This window comes from Granulibacter bethesdensis (genome assembly GCF_001889525.1).
Taxonomy (GTDB): Bacteria; Pseudomonadota; Alphaproteobacteria; order Acetobacterales; family Acetobacteraceae; genus Granulibacter; species Granulibacter bethesdensis_C.
Genome location: NZ_CP018192.1, coordinates 2012501 through 2029105, shown reverse-complemented (window position 1 = coordinate 2029105; position 16605 = coordinate 2012501). Strand labels below are relative to the sequence as shown.

The 16605-nt window shown below is 58.7% G+C and carries 17 protein-coding genes and 1 other RNA gene (1 of these 18 running past the window's edge); 10 read left to right on the top strand and 8 right to left on the bottom strand.

The features are described 5' to 3' along the window. Position 1: 1 nt before the first annotated feature. A complete protein-coding gene (locus GbCGDNIH6_RS09055) occupies positions 2–787 on the bottom strand; it encodes an ABC transporter ATP-binding protein (RefSeq protein WP_072564489.1) in 786 nt (261 codons plus the stop codon). Between the two features lie 5 nt (positions 788–792). Further along, on the bottom strand, positions 793–1623 hold the full coding sequence (locus tag GbCGDNIH6_RS09050) for an ABC transporter permease (protein WP_232449777.1): 831 nt from the start codon (positions 1621–1623) through the stop codon (positions 793–795). Between the two features lie 429 nt (positions 1624–2052). On the opposite strand from GbCGDNIH6_RS09050, the gene GbCGDNIH6_RS09045 reads away from it, so the two are divergent. Continuing rightward, positions 2053–3246: a lytic transglycosylase domain-containing protein gene (locus GbCGDNIH6_RS09045; RefSeq protein WP_081370176.1), complete on the top strand. Its 1194-nt coding sequence runs from the start codon at positions 2053–2055 to the stop codon at positions 3244–3246. 99 nt (positions 3247–3345) lie between these two features. Continuing rightward, a complete protein-coding gene (locus tag GbCGDNIH6_RS09040; RefSeq protein ID WP_072563640.1) occupies positions 3346–4293 on the top strand; it encodes a cation diffusion facilitator family transporter in 948 nt (315 codons plus the stop codon). Here GbCGDNIH6_RS09040 and GbCGDNIH6_RS09035 read toward each other — a convergent pair. Genes GbCGDNIH6_RS09035 through GbCGDNIH6_RS09025 form a run of 3 tightly spaced genes read right to left on the bottom strand, consistent with a single transcriptional unit; the run spans position 4272 to position 6031 of the window. Continuing rightward, on the bottom strand, positions 4272–5321 hold the full coding sequence (locus tag GbCGDNIH6_RS09035; RefSeq protein ID WP_157692402.1) for an enoyl-CoA hydratase/isomerase family protein: 1050 nt from the start codon (positions 5319–5321) through the stop codon (positions 4272–4274). The genes GbCGDNIH6_RS09040 and GbCGDNIH6_RS09035 overlap by 22 nt on opposite strands. Continuing rightward, the gene (locus GbCGDNIH6_RS12490; protein ID WP_072563639.1) at positions 5303–5746 is read right to left on the bottom strand and encodes a hypothetical protein; all 444 of its coding nucleotides are present in this window, start codon (positions 5744–5746) and stop codon (positions 5303–5305) included. Before GbCGDNIH6_RS12490 ends, GbCGDNIH6_RS09035 begins: the two co-directional genes overlap by 19 nt. Positions 5747–5761: 15 nt before the next feature. Next, positions 5762–6031, bottom strand: a complete 270-nt coding sequence (locus GbCGDNIH6_RS09025; RefSeq protein ID WP_025287164.1) for a hypothetical protein — start codon at positions 6029–6031, stop codon at positions 5762–5764. Between the two features lie 315 nt (positions 6032–6346). Here GbCGDNIH6_RS09025 and GbCGDNIH6_RS09020 point away from each other — a divergent pair, with 315 nt between their 5' ends. Both GbCGDNIH6_RS09020 and GbCGDNIH6_RS09015 read left to right on the top strand, forming a co-directional pair. Beyond that, entirely contained in the window at positions 6347–7594 is a 1248-nt protein-coding gene (locus tag GbCGDNIH6_RS09020; RefSeq protein ID WP_072563638.1) for an ABC transporter substrate-binding protein, read from the top strand. Between the two features lie 39 nt (positions 7595–7633). Next, entirely contained in the window at positions 7634–8404 is a 771-nt protein-coding gene (locus GbCGDNIH6_RS09015) for an N-formylglutamate amidohydrolase (RefSeq protein WP_072563637.1), read from the top strand. A gap of 14 nt (positions 8405–8418) precedes the next feature. Here the strand turns inward: GbCGDNIH6_RS09015 and GbCGDNIH6_RS09010 are convergent, their stop codons facing one another. Both GbCGDNIH6_RS09010 and thyX read right to left on the bottom strand, forming a co-directional pair. After that, entirely contained in the window at positions 8419–9297 is an 879-nt protein-coding gene (locus GbCGDNIH6_RS09010; protein ID WP_072563636.1) for a ribokinase, read from the bottom strand. A 30-nt stretch (positions 9298–9327) separates the two neighbouring features. Further along, on the bottom strand, positions 9328–10260 hold the full coding sequence (gene thyX, locus GbCGDNIH6_RS09005) for an FAD-dependent thymidylate synthase (protein ID WP_072563635.1): 933 nt from the start codon (positions 10258–10260) through the stop codon (positions 9328–9330). Positions 10261–10341: 81 nt separating this feature from the next. Between thyX and ssrA the strand changes: the two genes are divergently transcribed. From ssrA to greB, 5 genes are all read left to right on the top strand, one after another. Further along, positions 10342–10655, top strand: a transfer-messenger RNA (tmRNA) gene (gene ssrA / locus GbCGDNIH6_RS09000). Positions 10656–10767: 112 nt separating this feature from the next. Beyond that, a complete protein-coding gene (locus GbCGDNIH6_RS08995; RefSeq protein ID WP_072563634.1) occupies positions 10768–11361 on the top strand; it encodes an SspB family protein in 594 nt (197 codons plus the stop codon). A gap of 55 nt (positions 11362–11416) precedes the next feature. Next, positions 11417–13069 carry a fumarate hydratase gene (locus tag GbCGDNIH6_RS08990; RefSeq protein WP_072563633.1) on the top strand — a complete coding sequence of 551 codons (1653 nt, stop codon included), beginning with the start codon at positions 11417–11419 and terminating at the stop codon, positions 13067–13069. 10 nt (positions 13070–13079) lie between these two features. After that, entirely contained in the window at positions 13080–13688 is a 609-nt protein-coding gene (locus GbCGDNIH6_RS08985; protein WP_232449776.1) for a DNA-3-methyladenine glycosylase, read from the top strand. A gap of 48 nt (positions 13689–13736) precedes the next feature. Beyond that, the gene (greB, locus tag GbCGDNIH6_RS08980; protein WP_232450062.1) at positions 13737–14204 is read left to right on the top strand and encodes a transcription elongation factor GreB; all 468 of its coding nucleotides are present in this window, start codon (positions 13737–13739) and stop codon (positions 14202–14204) included. On the opposite strand, the gene GbCGDNIH6_RS08975 is transcribed toward greB, so the two are convergent. Continuing rightward, positions 14186–14437: a hypothetical protein gene (locus GbCGDNIH6_RS08975; RefSeq protein ID WP_072563631.1), complete on the bottom strand. Its 252-nt coding sequence runs from the start codon at positions 14435–14437 to the stop codon at positions 14186–14188. The two genes, greB and GbCGDNIH6_RS08975, sit on opposite strands and share 19 nt — an antisense overlap. Positions 14438–14856: 419 nt before the next feature. Between GbCGDNIH6_RS08975 and clpB the strand changes: the two genes are divergently transcribed. After that, positions 14857–16605 carry the 5' portion of an ATP-dependent chaperone ClpB gene (gene clpB, locus GbCGDNIH6_RS08970; RefSeq protein WP_072563630.1) on the top strand. The gene runs 849 nt beyond the window's last position, so 1749 of the gene's 2598 nt are visible here — the first part of the coding sequence; its start codon is at positions 14857–14859; its stop codon lies beyond the right edge, outside the window.

Sequence of the window (16605 nt, the reverse complement as noted above, 5' to 3'; positions counted from 1 at the left end):
CTTACGATGGAACAAAGGCGTCGGCGCGTTCGGCCTCTTTAAGCGGACGACCGAGATAGGCTTCCAGCACATCCTTCGGAGCACCATCCGCCACGATGCGTCCCTGATCCATCCAGATGACCCGGTTGCACCATTCCGCGACCGTGTCATGCGAATGGCTGGACAGGACCAGAATTTCGGAGTCTCTGACCAGCCCCTCCATGCGTGCCTTGGCGCGGCTCATGAAGCTGAAATCCCCGGCCGAGAACCACTCATCCATCAGCAGAATCTGCGGCCTGATCGATGTGGCCAGTCCAAAAGCCAGCCGGATCGTCATACCGGAGGAATAGACCCGCATCGGCAGGTGCATGAATTCTTTCAGATCGGCAAAGGTCTCGACGTCTTTTTCCAGCGCGGCGATCTCGTCGTGGGAAAGACCGGAATACATCCCGCGCAGACGAATATTGTCATGGCCGCTAAGGTCGGAATTGGTGCCCATCGTGGTATCGAGCAGGGCGTTGATGGTACCGCTGGCCTGCACGCTGCCGGTGGTCGGCTCATAGATACCGGCCAGCACGCGCAGCAAGGTGGTCTTGCCCGCCCCGTTACTGCCGACCAGCCCCAGCCTGTCGCCGGGACGAAGTGTAAAGCTGATATCCTGAAGCGCCTGCACGACGGTTCGCTTGCGGGCATCCTGCCCGAACCGTCCGGCCGAGGCAGCGTTGAACACGGCCCGCTTCAGGCTGCGGGCGTTGCCATGATAGAGCGGAAAATCCACCCCGACATTGCGGGCTTCCAAAAAGGCCATGTTGGTCAGATCCAGAATGCGATGCGCCCGCGCACGCGCGCGAACAGGAACCAGCTGCCGATACACAGCAGGGTGCTGTAGATAAGGGCGGAGGTCCATACCTGCCAGTTGGGCGTCAGTCCCAGAATGGGGTCACGCAGGACGGCCAGCATAGCGTAAAATGGGTTCAGGGGCAGATAGTCCCGACCGTACAGAAGCTGTTCCGGCTTCCAGATGATCGGCGTGATATAGAACCCGATCTGCACGAGGTTGGAGACGATGGGCGGCACGTCACGGAAACGGGCGCAGAGAATCCCCATCATGATGGTCAGTGCGTATCCATCGATCAACCAGAGCAAAAGGGCTGGAATGGCACCGAACACAGCCTCGCCCGGCCAAATCCTGAAAAAGGCAAAGACGGCGATAAAGACCAGCATATTATGGGCCAGAATCACCAGATTGCGGATGATGGACCGTGTGGCATGCACGAAAAAGGGCATGCGGACGGCACGGATCATGCCTTCCGAGGAGGTAAAAACAGCACAGCCATCCTGAATGATGTTCTGGAGAAAACCCCAGAGCACCAGTGACAGCGAAAGGTAAGGGAGGAATTGGGCGACGGTCTGCCCGAGCAGCTGGGAATACAGCAGCCCGAGCGCCAGGACCATCACAGCGGTGGAGAGGGTCATCCAGAACGGACCGAGCATGGATCCGCGATAGCGTCCCTTGATATCCAGCAGCCCGAGCGTGCAGCCGAGCCGCATCAGCTTCAGACCGTCGGCGATATCCTGCATGGCAAGGCGGTTGCGCACCCTGAAACTGCTGCCGCTTTCCACAAAAAATTCTGTTTCACGCACGCTTCTCTGTCCCTGATGAGGCGGTTGCGTGGTCCGGACCATAGGATCCGGGGAAGAAAGATGATCCGGCAAGATGTCTACCTTATCTCAGCGGTGTCAGCGCTATTCACGGCATGTCGAGGATAGCACAGGGCCGTTATTGTCAGGACCGCATCTGCATCCGTGCGGCGAGTAGCCCGGAATGGGCGGTTGATACAAGCGCAAGCCGTTGCATGGATGCACGAGTGAGCATGAAAAAACATCAGGACGTCAAGAAAATGCGATTTTCCTGATTATCGACTTGTGTTCAAAATCGCCTGCCTATAAAGGACTTACACGCCGTTCCTGAAAAGGAACATCAACGACGGCAGCCTTGCAGTCATGGGCGTCGCCGTGCCCTCCGGCCACATGCATGGCATGTGGCTGTGTCACGACGGAGAAACAGCCCGGATGGATCAGATCCACCCCCCCTCAGCATTGCTCCGCCGCAAGGCGTTCCGGCCCGCTTTCGGAAAACTCGCCTGCATCGCCCTGCTGGCGCTGATGACAGCCTGCGGCAATCATAGCGGCAGAGTGAACGAAAGTCAGGAGGCAGCGCAATACCAGGCGCGTGCATCCCGCAATTATTCTGCTCCCGGCTCCGCTGAAGATCCATGGGGTCCCTATATTTCCGAGGCTTCGCAGCGTTTCGACGTTCCGGAGCGGTGGGTCAGGGAGGTCATGCGCGTCGAATCTGGTGGCCGTCTGTTCCATAACGGTGATCTCGTGACATCGCCGGTTGGCGCCATGGGCCTGATGCAGGTGATGCCCGGCACCTATGACGAGCTGAAGGTACGTTACAGCCTCGGTGAAGATGCCTATGATCCCCACAATAATATTCTCGCTGGAACGGCCTATCTGAGAGAGCTTTATGATCTCTATGGGTCTCCGGCTTTTCTGGCGGCTTACAATGCCGGGCCTGGCCGGGTGGATGATCTGGTCAATAGCGGTCGCTCCCTGCCGCAAGAAACCCGGCGTTATGTGGCGTCAATCGCTCCGAATATCGACGGTCTCTATCCGATCAGTCGTTCTCCGGCCGAGCAGCTTGCTTCTACCACGCTCAGCTATGATCAGTTGACCACAGGGGGAAGCCATTTCTCCAGCCCCCGTGCCTATGCGGCGCTGGATCAATCATCCTCTTCCAGTCATGGGCGATCCCGCTCTGCCGCCACGCATGGGCGGGTTCAAACGGTTCGTATGGCGTCTAATTCCACACATGGTGGCTCTTCCTATGGTCGACATGGTGCCCCGGTTGCCGCCCGTGTCCAGCTGGCATCGGCGACTTCCGCTTCGCGTCGTGGCGGCTTCAGCCTGATCAACAGGGCGGAAGCGTCTCCCATTCAGACGCGAGGGATTGGAAGCGGTGGATGGGCTATTCAGGTGGGGGCCTATAACAGCCCGCATCTCGCCAAGGCAGCGGCGGCCAATGCCAAAGCCTCTGTGACTCATGGCCATACGGCTGTCGGCACTGTCAAGCAGCGCGGTGCAACCCTGTATCGGGCACGGCTGACCGGCATGTCACGGGAATCCGCTCAGGCTGCATGCAGCAAGATCAATCATGGCAAAGGCGGCTGCATCGTGTTGTCTCCGGACGCCCAATCCTGATCCTGACTTGCGATATCTGACTCAAAAAGGCAGCTTTCGGGCTGCCTTTTTCTATATCTGCCCATTTGCAGGACGGCAGATGATCATCATAGTGGCGGGATGGCATCCGCGTCTTCTTCCCGTCTCGTCGTTTTTGCCGCGCTGGGCGGCAATTTCGCGATTGCCGTCATGAAATTTGCAGCGGCGGCCTCCACCGGTTCTTCCGCAATGCTGAGTGAGGCAGTGCATTCGCTGGTCGATACCGGCAACCAATTGCTGATGCTGTGGGGCATGAGATGTGCGGCCCGTCCCGCCACACCCGAACACCCGTTCGGTCATGGGCTGGAGCTTTATTTCTGGAGCTTCATGGTGGCCGTGCTGATTTTCGGTCTTGGCGCGGGTGTCTCGATCTTCGAGGGGATTGAAAAGCTGCGTCATCCCGTTTCTGTCACCAATGTCTGGCCGAATTACCTCGTGCTGGGTGGGAGCTTTTTGTTCGAGGGCATTGTCTGGCTGCTGGCAATGCGTGCTTTCCTCCGTCAGAAGGGAAGGCTGGGGGTGCTGGAGGCCGCACAGGCCAGCAAAGATCCGACCGTGTTCACTGTCCTGTTTGAGGATACCGCCGCATTGCTGGGTTTGTTGACGGCGGGAGTCGGGCTGGGACTGGCGCAATGGCTGGATCAGCCTGCTTTTGATGCGATGGCCTCGCTGGTGATCGGCGGCATATTGGCGGTCACGGCACTGTTTCTGGCGCGCGAAAGCCGCTCCCTGCTGATTGGCGAGTCTGCGCCGCAAGCGGTGCGGGAGCATATTCGCCGGATTGTGGCGTCAGAGCCCGGTGTGGTCTGTGCCAATGAAATTCTGACGATGCATTTTGGTCCGTCCGAAGTTCTGGTGGCGATCAGCATGGATTTCGAGAACCAGCGCAGCGCCGGGGCCGTTGAAGCCGCGGTTTCCCGAATCGAACAGCGTATCAGAAGCAATTATCCCGAAGTCAGGCGGGTCTTCGTTGAGGCGCAGGGCTTCGAGACCCACCGCGCCTTCGATCAGCAGAGCGTCCCCGGATAGGATGCGGCAGATTGCAACACGCTGGCGATCATGGCGGGATCGACATCCTCGACCCGCGCATCCTGCCAATGTGGCGTGCGGTCCTTGTCTATCAGCAGGGCACGAATACCCTCCGCAAAATCTGGCAGTCTGGTGACGGTCATGGCCATGGCCAGATCCCGGTTCAGGGCTTGTTGAAGTGTCAGGTTCTGACCGGTTCGCATCATCTCGAAGGTCCAGCACAGCGCGGCGGGTGCTTTTTCGCGTATGGCGGCAAGTGTCTCCTCCCCCCATTGGCTTGTCTCGCTGGCAAGGGCGTCGAGAATATCAATGAGTGACGTGCCCGAGAAGCAAGTGTCGATCCGTGAGAAAACATGGTTAAAGGCGGAGGAAGGAACGGGAAGATCGGTTTCCACCAGCGCGGCCAGACCGTGTCTTTCCAGACCGGCAACCAGCTCGGACATTTCTCCGGGCCAGAGATGAGTGAGAAGTCCGGCGGCATGCGCCATTTCGGCGGGGATGGGGCGTCCGGTCAGTGCCATGTAGAGTCCGGTCCGGCCTCGCAGTTGCGGTAGTACCTGGCTGGCGCCGACATCCGGAAACAGGCCGATTGCTGTTTCCGGCATCCCGAAGGAGGCAGAGCGGGTCGCAACCAGAAGATGGGCATGCATCGCCAATCCCATGCCGCCACCAACACACAATCCGTCGACCAGAGCAAGAATCGGCTTTGGATAGGTCGCAATGGTATGATCGAGCGTATACTCCTCGCGGAAAAATATTTCCACGACGTCCATATCGTCGGCCAGTACGGCTTCCCGTAAACGCCGCACGTCGGCTCCGGCACAGAAAGCGCGCCCCGTACCCTGCAATATGATGGCGGTGACGGCTGGATCATCGCGCCAGCGGTCCAGAGTCTGCTGAATGGCTCGTACCATCTCCCCATTCAGTGCATTGAGCGCCGAGGGGCGGTTGAGCGTGATCCAGCCGGTCGGGCCGGTCTGCCGGATTGTGACAGTCTGGCTGAGAGAAATCAGGTTTTTTTGTTCCACAAGGCAAGGATATTGGCGATGGCACCGGTCAGCAAGGCCCCGAGTATGCCTGTTACTCCAAATCGTTTTGCCAGGGGCGCAAGAGTGGCCGCAGTCGTGAATATACCAGCCAGTTCCGCCCGTGCTTGATCGCGCACCATCCTTGCTTCATGGGCGATCGGATCAGGTGATCCTTTCAGCGCCAGCAGAGCGAAAATCAGTACAAAGAACAGATCACCGCCCAGAATGATCCCCGCAGCACCGATCGGCGGGACATGAGGTTGCAAGGCGAGATAAAGGACAAGGTGCAGCATCACCAAAGATGCCCCCAGAAACAGCAGGGCAATGGCCAGGAAGATCCCCCGTAGGGCAACCTGCCATGCCTGCCGTTTGAGGATCAGTCCCTCCGCCTCAAGGGCGGTACGTGCGAGGCGAAGGGTGCGCATGAATCGAGTCCCGTATCAGCGGAAGATACGGGCAATCAGCCATCCTGCGGCGCCGGCTGCAAGCAGGGCGACCAAAGGTCTTTCCTTGACGTGCTCACAAATCACACTGGAATGCTCACGCGTGTAACGTTGTGCATTCCGTGCTGCGCTTTCGGCCCGGCCGGCTGCATCGGCCAGCGCCGGGGTAACGCGGTCGTTCAACAGCGCCTCCACCTGCTCACGCAGGTGCAAAATCTGCTCCCGGGCATCATCGGCAGAGGGACGGGAGCGACGGAATAGCGCCATAAGGTTATCTCCTTGGTGCGTCATGCGTGACCCTGCACAAAATCAATACCGCACGAGATCGTTGAGGATCATTGGCGGAAGACCTTGCTGCAGGGCCTGTTGCCTCTTTTAACGCGACGTCCTCATGGGCGGTTGCTTCATGGGCGTTCAGGTGGTTGGGTGCCGGAATGAACGCATCTATGCTTCTCCCCTCCCTTTCGGCAGTCTGCCTGTGTAGAAGCATCGGGGAATGAGTGGTCGCGCCTGCAATAATCCTGCCTGCCCCATGACGGAAAGAGGTCAGCCCCGCGTGTTTTTGGACGGATACCCTATCGGATGAAAACTCGGTTTGCTGGCATTATCGCGGCTGGTGTCGCCGCGATCATGGCCCTTGTCGCTTACGGGGCGGGGGCGCAGGAGAAGCGGGATACGTCGCCTTCTGTTCTGGGGGTAGGGTTTCTGCCGGGCGCCAATCAGGATTTCCTGCGCAAAAATATGCTGGCCGATCTGGAAGCACGTACGCATCTGAAGCTTCGTTTCTTCCAGTGGAATGGCGATGTTGATACACTCGGTCATCTGGATGGGCCGGCTGACAGCGTGCTTGAATGGCCGGAAGCAGCCCTGGATGCTGCCTGCGAGCATGGTTTGGTAATGCCGCTGGCCAAAGTGCTGGACAATTCCGACCCTCATCATGCTGCGACCGGAGAAGCGGAGCAGGGCAATACTCACGCCGCACCCGCACCACTCTCGCCGATATCCCCCGACAATGCGAAACCATCCGCTACAGCAGGTGATGCGCAGCGTAATCCTGTGCCGCACAAATCGGCCGCAGCCGGGGCAGCAGGGATAGACTGGTTGCCGCAGGGGCAGGGCAAATGCGGGCTGGGCGCATGGATGCGCAGCATGGTCCTGGTCTGGGATGTGTCCAAATTCCAATCCGTGGAAGGCTGGGCAGATTTCTGGGATATCGCCAAATATCCCGGCAAGCGCGGCTTGCATCGTGGGGCGGAAGGCAATCTGGAAATTGCCCTGATGGCTGACGGTGTATCACCGGGTGATGTCTATAACGTGCTTTCCGGCAAGGACGGTCAGGATCGTGCCTTCCGCAAGCTGGCTCAGCTCCGTCCCTATATCGTGTGGTGGGAGACAGATGCGCAGGCCGTGCATCTGATGGCATCCGGACAGGTGCTGATGGAAAGCGCGCCGGCGGAGCAGATTTTTCTTGCAGACCGGGCCGCTGAAACGGGTGCTCCGTCGGCAACGGGAAAGACCCTGCGCTATGGTGTGCAATGGAGCGGCAATCTCTACCGAATTGGCTGGTGGGCGGCTCCATCCGGGGCCAATCCGGCGATTGTGCAGGATTTTCTGAGGGTATGGGCCGGTAAGGAGGTCCAGCAAACCATGGCCGGGCAAACCGGCCTCGGCACTTTTTCCCCTGAGGCACTGGCAGGGTTGTCACCGCAGATCATCCGCTGGATGCCCACGGCGGACAATCATTGGCAGAAGGGGCTGAAAATCGATGCCGCATTCTGGGCTAAAAATGGTGCGATGCTGAATGAGCGCCTCAACCAGTTGATGAAATAAGACCCTCCGCAGGGCATGGCGACGGAAGGAACAGGGCGGATGGCGCATAACAGCCTGTTGCAGGCCCCTGAGGATGCAGCACCGGTTATGGTGCTGCGACCAGAGGCCAAAACCGATATTCTGCTGGTGGTGGATCATGCCGGCCGGGCCATTCCCCGCCAGTTGGGCTTGCTGGGGTTGGCTCCGGCGGAGCTGGACCGGCATATCGCCTGGGATATCGGCATTGCAGGCGTGAGTGAGGCTTTGTCGCAGCATCTGGATGCAACCTGCATCATGCAGCGCTATTCCCGGCTGGTCATCGACTGCAACCGCCCGCTGCATGTGCCGAGCGCCATTCCGGAGATCAGCGAAGACACCTGGATTGTCGGTAACGCAGGGCTGGATGAGGCACAGCGTGAAGCGCGTCGGGCGGAAATTTATGCCCCGTATCACGCCCGCATCGCCGCCGAGCTGGATCGCCGGGCCGGACGCCCCACGATTCTGGTGGCCATGCACAGCTTCACACCGGTTTATAAAGGCGAGGTGCGGGAGATGCAGGCAGGCGTTCTGTATAATCGCCATACGGCGCTGCCGCATATCATGCTGGACCTGCTCCGTGCTGAGAACGGGCTGGTGGTGGGAGATAACGCCCCTTACAGCGTGAGTGACGAGACGGATTATACGGTCCCATTCCATGCCGAGCGTCGAGGCCTGGCCTATCTGGAGATGGAAATCCGTCAGGATCTGATTGCCGATGCGGCTGGTCAGGCGGAATGGGCGGAGCGTATGGCGCGTCTGCTGCGCATCGGGATCAGCCGCCTGACTGGGTAGCTTGCTTCCGTTGTTTACCGCAGAACTGCTTCAATTTCATACTGCGCTGGTGACGCTGTCTGTGCGCCGGGCCGGGTACAGCAGAGCGCGCTGGCGATGATGGCGCGTCGGGCAGCGTCTATGGTGGATGCGCCCCGTTCCAGTGCTGCGGCAAGCACCCCGACGAAGCAATCTCCCGCACCGGTCGTATCGATGGCGGAGACTGAAAAAGCGGGCAGGGATGTTGTTGCTTCCGCATCGGCGATATGGATGCCGTCTGCGCCCAGTGTCTTGATCACGGTACTGCCGAGCAAGGCATGAAGGGCCGCAGCGCTGTCATCGGTCTGGAGATGACGGGCCAGCCATGCGGCCTCATCTTCATTGACGACCAGAATATCCACTGATCGCATTGTTTCCAGAGGCAAGGACACAGCGGGGGCAAGGTTCAGCACAGTCCGCATACCGGCCTGCTTCGCACGATACAGGGAGGCCGCTGTTTCGTCCGGTGGAACCTCCATCTGCGTGACCAGCACCGTGCCGGGGAGCAGCCAGTTTTCCTCGATCCATTCCGCCCGCACAGCGAGATTGGCACCCGGAGCAACCACGATGTGATTGCGTCCTTCATGGTCAATGCAGATGGAGGCCAGACCGGTTCTGTCCTGCACCTGACGCACCGCGCTGAGATCAACCCCGGCCTGTTTCAGTCCGTATAGGGCAGCGTCGGCAAAACCATCCTGACCAACGGCCCCGATCATTCTCACGCTGGCACCATCCCGCGCCGCGGCTACGGCCTGATTGGCCCCCTTACCACCCGGTGCGGTCTGGCTGTCGCGGGCAAGCAAGGTTTGCCCCGGCTCCGGCAGGGAAGGAACAGACAACAGCAGATCGAGATTGATCGAGCCAAAGACGATCATGCCTGCAGCCCTTTCCCGGCTCCAGAAATGTTACGCGCCTTCCTGAGCGGAGAGAGCGGCTTCCATATCCAGCCATTCCCGTCGGCTCAGTCCGCTGTTTTCCTGACAGACGGCTTCACCGTTCAACCGTCTGCGCAGGACGGCGAGCATGGCGGCAGAGAAGGTGAATGCACCCAGACGGTATTCGCGGAACGCGGCCATGGCCAGCGGTACCCATGCCTCTACGCTACGTATCATGGCGTCCGCATAGACGCGGATCTCGTACTGCGCATGCGGATCGGCGCGCAGGGACAGGAAATGCAGCAGGTTGTGCAGGTCGGTTTTCCAGTACCACTGGGTGTAGGTGTTCAGGGTCAGGTTCATGCGCGCCAGCTCGCGAGCCAGTCCCTGCCGCTCCGGATCGGCGCCGTTCTCGTTCAGCATGGCGAGGTAATGGGTGTGGCAGGTCTCCGCATCCTCGCGCAGCAGGCGCAGTACCGCCGCGGCTTCCTCCCCCTGAAGCACCTCGCCACGTCCCTGCCGGTTGCTGACGGATTGTGCCGCCAGATGCTCGGGCGCAGGGATATAGAATTCCCGATCCATCACCGAGTAGCGGGCCGAATATTCGTTCACATTGGCAGTCCGATGGCGAATCCATTGTCGTGCCACGAAAATCGGCAATTTGATGTGATATTTGATCTCGCACATCTCGAACGGGGTGGAGTGCCGGTGGCGCATCAGATAGCGGATCAGCCCGGCATCCTCGGTCACATGGCGGGTGCCCTTGCCGTAGGAAACACGGGCCGCCTGTACGATGGCGGCATCATCCCCCATATAGTCGATCACCCGGACAAAGCCGTGATCCAGCACCGGGACGGCTTCATACAGCATATTCTCCAGCGCGGGGACGGTCGCACGCCGCGTGGCGGTTGACTGGGCACGGGCGGCTTCAATATCCGCCTGCTGTTCGATGCTGAGTGTCATGGCTTTCCACTAGCATGCCCCCTACCGGCAGGGGAGAGGATGATTCAGGGGAAAGGGTGACCGTCATCAATTTGATGACACCCTCTACCATGCAAGGCGAGAATGCCTTATATAGAAGGCGTCAGTTCGCTGACTATGGTGATAAACGGCGAGTGGAATAAGCGTAGTGGACCCGGGGGCGGTACCCGGCGCCTCCACCATATAACTCCGTTCTGCGGGGTTCATGGGGGCGAAACAGGCTCGACGCGCGCGGTAAAGACTCGTTTTTTGCCCGGCATGGTTCCGCCGTTATCGGGCCATATTACAGGTGCCAATGATAATCATGAGGCGCTCGCTGTCGCTGCATAAGCGATAAGCGCGGTTCGGGGGGCACCGGGCAACAGAAGCCCCCCACTTCCAGCTTTAGTGATCTGCCGGGATGGCTGTGGCATTCTTCCACCGTTCCCTTGCTTCCATCGCGTGGCGAGTCACGCTATTGCAGGGCAACGCGTTGAGGTGACCTTTGACATGACCGATACCACGGAACAGCGGCCGGAGAGCCTGCTCCCCTATGATGAATGGACCGAACAGGCGCTGAGGCAAGTCGTTGCCCGCGCGCTGGAGCATGTCGCCAATGATGGCATGCCGGAGGGCCATCATTTCTATATTACTTTTCGCACGGATTATTTCGGCGTCTCCATCCCCTCCCGTCTGAAGGCGCAGTATCCGCACGAAATGACGATCGTGCTTCAGCATCAGTTCTGGGATCTGGCGGTCGGCCCGGACAGTTTCAGCGTCGGCCTTTCCTTTGGTGGTGTGGCCAGCACGCTGCGTATCCCCTTTGCCGCATTGCTGGGCTTTGCGGATCCGCATGTCGGGGTGGGCCTTCGTTTCCAGGCCGATGAGCCAAGTGATGAAAACGCAGGTGAGGATGAACGTGAAGACGAGGCGGAAGACGTATCCGAAAGCGGTAAGCTTGCAACCTTCCCCGGCTCTGTTGCCGCTTCTTCAACAGCGTCCCCTGCCACTGCCGAAGTAGAGCAGGAGAATAAAGACAGCACATCGACCCAGAGCGCGCCGCAGGTCGTGAGTCTGGATGCTTTCCGCCGCCGTAAGGACTGAAGCGGTATTTTTTTCTTCCTCCCACCTCCCTTGAGCTTCAGGACTTTTCCCGATCATGGATGCCCATACCCCGAACGCTGCTTTCCCCGGCTTTGCCTACAGCCCGATGTTTCCGCTGACGCATGATGAAACCGTATGGCGTAAACTGGATATTGGGGGCGCCCGTGTATCGGAGCATGAAGGGCGGCGTATCCTGCATATTGCGCCTGAAACCCTGACTGAATTGGCCCGCACGGCATTCCACGATGTTGCGCATTTGCTGCGCCCTGCCCATCTGGCCCAATTGCGCCGAATTCTCGACGATCCCGAGGCCAGCGCCAATGACCGGTTCGTGGCGCTTGATCTGCTGAAGAACGCGAATATTGCCGCTGGTGGCATTCTCCCGATGTGTCAGGATACCGGCACCGCCATCGTGTTCGGCAAGAAAGGCCAGCAGGTCTGGGTCGAGGGCGATGAGGAGGAGGCTCTCTCCCTCGGCGTGCATCGCACCTATACCGAGACCAATCTGCGCTACTCCCAGATGGCGCCGCTGACGATGTATGAGGAAAAGAACACCGGCAACAACCTGCCGGTTCAGTTCGATATTCTCGCCGTGCCGGGTGGGCATCATACGGATGAGTTCCAGCTGATGTTCGTCGCCAAGGGGGGGGGATCCGCGAACAAGACGTTCCTGTTTCAGGAAACGCGCGCGGTGCTCAGCCCCGAAAAGCTGCTGCCGTTTCTGGAAACGAAGATCAGGACACTCGGCACTTCCGCCTGTCCACCCTATCATCTGGCGATCGTGATCGGTGGTACCAGTGCGGAAACCACACTGAAAACGGTGAAGCTGGCTTCCACCAAATGGCTTGATACCCTGCCGACGCAGGGGGATATGACCGGCCATGCCTTCCGCGATCTGGAGCTGGAGCAGCAGGTGCTGGAACTGACCCGTTCCATCGGGATCGGGGCGCAGTTCGGCGGCAAGTATTTCTGTCATGATGTGCGGGTGGTCAGACTGCCGCGTCATGGCGCCAGCCTGCCGATCGCAATCGGTGTGTCTTGTTCTGCCGACCGCCAGGTGCGTGCGAAAATTACGCCGGAGGGAGTATTCCTAGAACAGCTGGAAACCGATCCGGCCCGCTTCCTGCCGGAAGCGACGGACGCCATTCTGGGCGGCGAGGTGGTGCGCATCGATCTGAACCGTCCGATGGATGAAATTCGGGCCGAATTGTCGAAGCATCCGGTCAAAACCCGTCTGTCCCTGAACGGAACGGTGGTCGTGGCGCGTGACATCGCCCATGCCAAACTGGCTGAGCGACTGGAACGGGGTGAAGGATTGCCGGAGTATATTAAAAATCACCCGGTCTATTATGCCGGTCCAGCCAAAACCCCGGATGGTATGCCAACCGGCAGTTTCGGCCCGACCACAGCCGGACGCATGGACAGCTATGTCGATGCATTTCAGAAAGCGGGCGGCAGTTTCGTCATGCTGGCGAAAGGCAATCGCTCGAAAGCGGTACGGGATGCCTGCAAAACCTATGGTGGTTTTTACCTCGGCAGTGTCGGTGGCCCGGCCGCCCGTCTGGCGCAGGACTGCATCCGCAAGGTCGAAGTGCTGGAATATCCTGAACTCGGCATGGAGGCGGTCTGGAAGATCGAGGTCGAGGATTTCCCGGCTTTCATCGTAATCGACGACAAGGGCAACGATTTCTTTGAAGGATTGTCCTGATTCATTGCCCGTGACCTCCACCGGCGTGCCGGACGGGTTCTGGACTCGTCCGGTGACGGAAATTGCCCGGGATCTGGTGGGAATGACCTTGCTGGTTGATGGGTGCGGCGGCGTCATCGTTGAAACGGAGGCGTATGATCGGGATGATCCGGCCTCTCACAGTTTCTCCGGCCTCACCCGTCGCAATGCGTCCATGTTCGGGCTTCCTGGACACGCTTATGTATATCGTTCCTACGGCATTCACTGGTGCTTCAACATCGTGTGCGGATCTGTTCCCGGTGGAGCGGTCCTGATCCGGGCGTTGTATCCGATATTTGGTCTGGAGGCCATGCGACTGCGCCGCGGTGCTATCCGGTTGCGTGATCTGTGCCGCGGGCCGGGACGGGTATGTCAGGCGCTCGGGATCACTGGCGGAATGGATGGCCTGTCCGTGAGCAGGCCGCCATTCGATCTTCAGCCCCGTCATAAGACCGGTGAAGCATCAGACCTGATCGCGGCAGGTCCGCGTATTGGCATCACACGGGCCACCGAAACGCCATGGCGGTTTTATCAGGCGGAGTCGGTTTTCGTGAGCGGAAGCCGTTCCTCTCGCGTTCTCATCAATGAAGCCGGAAAGTAGTATCCTGTGGCTGTAACACCGAAGCCCCCATCGGGCGGGCCTTACTACATGACTCCGGTGGGGCATGCGCAGATGGTTGCCGAACTGAAACAGCTGATGCGGGATGAGCGACCTAAAATCGTCGAGATCGTCTCTTGGGCTGCGGGGAATGGCGATCGTTCGGAAAACGGCGATTACCTGTATGGTAAAAAACGTCTGCGCGAGATCGACCGGAGGGTCAGATTTCTGACCAAACGTCTCGAGAATGCCGTGGTGATCGATCCTGCAACGCAACCGCATAAGGACCGCATCTATTTTGGCGCGACGGTCACTTATATTAATGAAGCAGATGAAACGGTACAGATAACAATCGTGGGCGCGGATGAGGCCGATATGGCCTTGGGGCGAATCAGTCTGCTTTCACCAGTCGCAAAAGCGCTGCTGGGAGCCAGTAAAGGTGATGAGGTAACGGTTATCACCCCGGTCAAGACGGAAATTCTGGATATTCTCGATGTGGCTTACCGCCCATTAGCCTGATGTTTCGGCGTGGACCTGATCAGGGGAAAGGGAACGACATGCGTCATATCCATGTCATGGTAACCCCATTCCGGCGTATTGTCCTGCGTAGCCTGCATCGCCCTGATTGCGTCGGCCATTGAAGAAACCAAGCAGGCTATGCCGGGGTTACCATCCTCGTGAGCCTTGGCGACAATCTGGTCAAGATCGTTGGCGTAATTCTGGAACTGGCTGGAAGAATTCGTGAGGGTCATAGATGGCTCTTATAAACTTCTTGCCATGTGCAACATCATAATCATGTGAATATGATGGTTGCTGATATGGAAATGCAAGAGCAAACAGATTGTTTATTGGGTTTATTTCATACCGGAGCGAAGAGGCTGATACCTCTACTTTAAAACGAATTGTCTATTTTGTAGACGGCAATTTGTATTATTTGGTTTAAATTTTGAGACAAAAATCTTAAATAAAACTATCGTCCTAAAAATCGCACAAAAAAATTTGATTCTTTTGGGCTGAATGAAAATTTCACGTCTGTCATGTCTCCAAGGAGGGTGTCCCTTCTTGAGACGACGATTTTTTTTGCCATATCAGCTTCAGGAAAAGGGATGCCTAACCGCCTTTTGAGGGGTTGGTGTCTCATAGTCGCCTGAGTGCATAGGGACATAGACGTATGGATATCGAGAAGTTTACCGAGCGGTCGCGTGGCTTTCTTCAGGCTGCCCAGACTATTGCGGCGCGGGAGTTTCATCAGCGCCTCGGTACTGAGCATCTGCTGAAAGCATTGCTGGATGATGAGGAAGGGGCGGCGGCAGGTCTTGTGCGGGCTGCCGGAGGTGACCCTGACGAGGCCCGTCGTGCCGTGGAGGCTGAAATCGCCCGGGTGCCGAAAGTACAGGGTGCCGGGGCTGGACAGCCGCAGGCGACGCCGGACCTGATCCGTGCGCTGGATGCAGCGGAGCAGGCCGCGAAGAAGGCGGGTGACGAATACGTGGCGCAGGACCGCCTGTTGCAGGGGCTTGCTCTGGCGGATGGCCCCGCCTCGCGTATTCTGAAAGAGGCCAAAGTCACTCCTCAGGCGCTTGAACGCGCCATCGGTGAACTCCGTAAGGGCCGTACTGTCTCCAGCCAGAACGCTGAGGCCACGTTTGATGCGCTCAAGAAGTATGCGCGGGATGTGACTCAACTGGCTCGCGATGGAAAGCTTGATCCGGTCATCGGTCGTGACGAGGAAATTCGTCGCACGGTGCAGGTTCTGGCCCGGCGCACCAAAAACAATCCTGTTCTGATTGGCGAACCGGGTGTCGGCAAAACTGCGATTGTAGAGGGGCTGGCTCTGCGCATCGTCAATGGCGACGTGCCGGAGGCTCTGCGCAATAAAAAGCTGCTGGCGCTTGATCTTGGTGCGATGGTGGCGGGCGCCAAGTTTCGTGGGGAGTTCGAGGAGCGCCTGAAGGCGGTCCTGAAGGAAATTGAGTCTGCGAATGGCGAAGTCATTTTGTTCATCGATGAGATGCACACCTTGGTCGGAGCCGGCAAAGCGGATGGGGCAATGGATGCATCCAATCTGCTGAAACCGGAACTGGCCCGTGGCGCACTGCACTGCATCGGCGCGACCACGCTTGATGAGTATCGCAAGCATGTGGAAAAGGATGCGGCTCTCGCTCGCCGCTTTCAGCCTGTCTATGTAGAGGAGCCGAGCGTCGAGGACACGATCTCGATCCTGCGTGGCATCAAGGAGAAGTACGAACTCCACCACGGTGTTCGGATTACGGACTCTGCCCTGATTGCTGCGGCAACTTTATCCAACCGCTATATTACGGATCGTTTCCTGCCGGATAAGGCGATTGATCTGGTGGATGAGGCCGCAAGCCGCCTGCGCATGCAGGTGGACAGCAAGCCGGAGGCGTTGGACGAACTCGATCGCCGCATCCTTCAACTCAAGATCGAGCGCGAGGCGCTGAAGCGGGAGGATGATCAGGGCGCGAAAGAGCGTCTTGAGCGCCTGCAGAAGGAGCTGGCCGAGCTCGAGGAGAAATCTTTCGCCCTGACCACAGAATGGCGGGCCGAGAAAGACCGCGTTTCCGAAAGTCAGAAGCTGAAAGAACAACTTGATCAGGCGCGCAACGAAGTCGAGGTTGCTCAGCGTCGCGGCGATCTTCAACGGGCGAGCGAGCTTCTCTACGGCACGATTCCGGACCTTCAGTCAAAGCTGTCAGAGGCCGAAAATGCTGCGCATGGTAACGCTGGCAGCAGGCTGGTCAGTCAGGCGGTGACAGATGAGCAGATTGCTGCGGTTGTTTCCCGCTGGACCGGCGTTCCGGTGGATCGGATGCTGGAAGGCGAACGTGCCAAGCTGATGCGCATGGAAGATGAACTCCGCCAGCGTGTGGTAGGACAGGAGGATGCGCTGCGGGCCGTT

What these genes read in the sequence shown, in the direction of transcription:
- GbCGDNIH6_RS09055 (WP_072564489.1), bottom strand. Translation starts at nt 787, where the DNA reads ATGGCCTTTTTGGAAGCCCGCAATGTCGGGGTGGATTTTCCGCTCTAT.
- GbCGDNIH6_RS09045 (WP_081370176.1), top strand. Translation starts at nt 2,053, where the DNA reads ATGGATCAGATCCACCCCCCCTCAGCATTGCTCCGCCGCAAGGCGTTC.
- GbCGDNIH6_RS09040 (WP_072563640.1), top strand. Translation starts at nt 3,346, where the DNA reads ATGGCATCCGCGTCTTCTTCCCGTCTCGTCGTTTTTGCCGCGCTGGGC.
- GbCGDNIH6_RS12490 (WP_072563639.1), bottom strand. Translation starts at nt 5,746, where the DNA reads ATGCGCACCCTTCGCCTCGCACGTACCGCCCTTGAGGCGGAGGGACTG.
- GbCGDNIH6_RS09025 (WP_025287164.1), bottom strand. Translation starts at nt 6,031, where the DNA reads ATGGCGCTATTCCGTCGCTCCCGTCCCTCTGCCGATGATGCCCGGGAG.
- GbCGDNIH6_RS09020 (WP_072563638.1), top strand. Translation starts at nt 6,347, where the DNA reads ATGAAAACTCGGTTTGCTGGCATTATCGCGGCTGGTGTCGCCGCGATC.
- GbCGDNIH6_RS09015 (WP_072563637.1), top strand. Translation starts at nt 7,634, where the DNA reads ATGGCGCATAACAGCCTGTTGCAGGCCCCTGAGGATGCAGCACCGGTT.
- GbCGDNIH6_RS09010 (WP_072563636.1), bottom strand. Translation starts at nt 9,297, where the DNA reads ATGATCGTCTTTGGCTCGATCAATCTCGATCTGCTGTTGTCTGTTCCT.
- thyX (WP_072563635.1), bottom strand. Translation starts at nt 10,260, where the DNA reads ATGACACTCAGCATCGAACAGCAGGCGGATATTGAAGCCGCCCGTGCC.
- GbCGDNIH6_RS08995 (WP_072563634.1), top strand. Translation starts at nt 10,768, where the DNA reads ATGACCGATACCACGGAACAGCGGCCGGAGAGCCTGCTCCCCTATGAT.
- GbCGDNIH6_RS08990 (WP_072563633.1), top strand. Translation starts at nt 11,417, where the DNA reads ATGGATGCCCATACCCCGAACGCTGCTTTCCCCGGCTTTGCCTACAGC.
- greB (WP_232450062.1), top strand. Translation starts at nt 13,737, where the DNA reads ATGACTCCGGTGGGGCATGCGCAGATGGTTGCCGAACTGAAACAGCTG.
- GbCGDNIH6_RS08975 (WP_072563631.1), bottom strand. Translation starts at nt 14,437, where the DNA reads ATGACCCTCACGAATTCTTCCAGCCAGTTCCAGAATTACGCCAACGAT.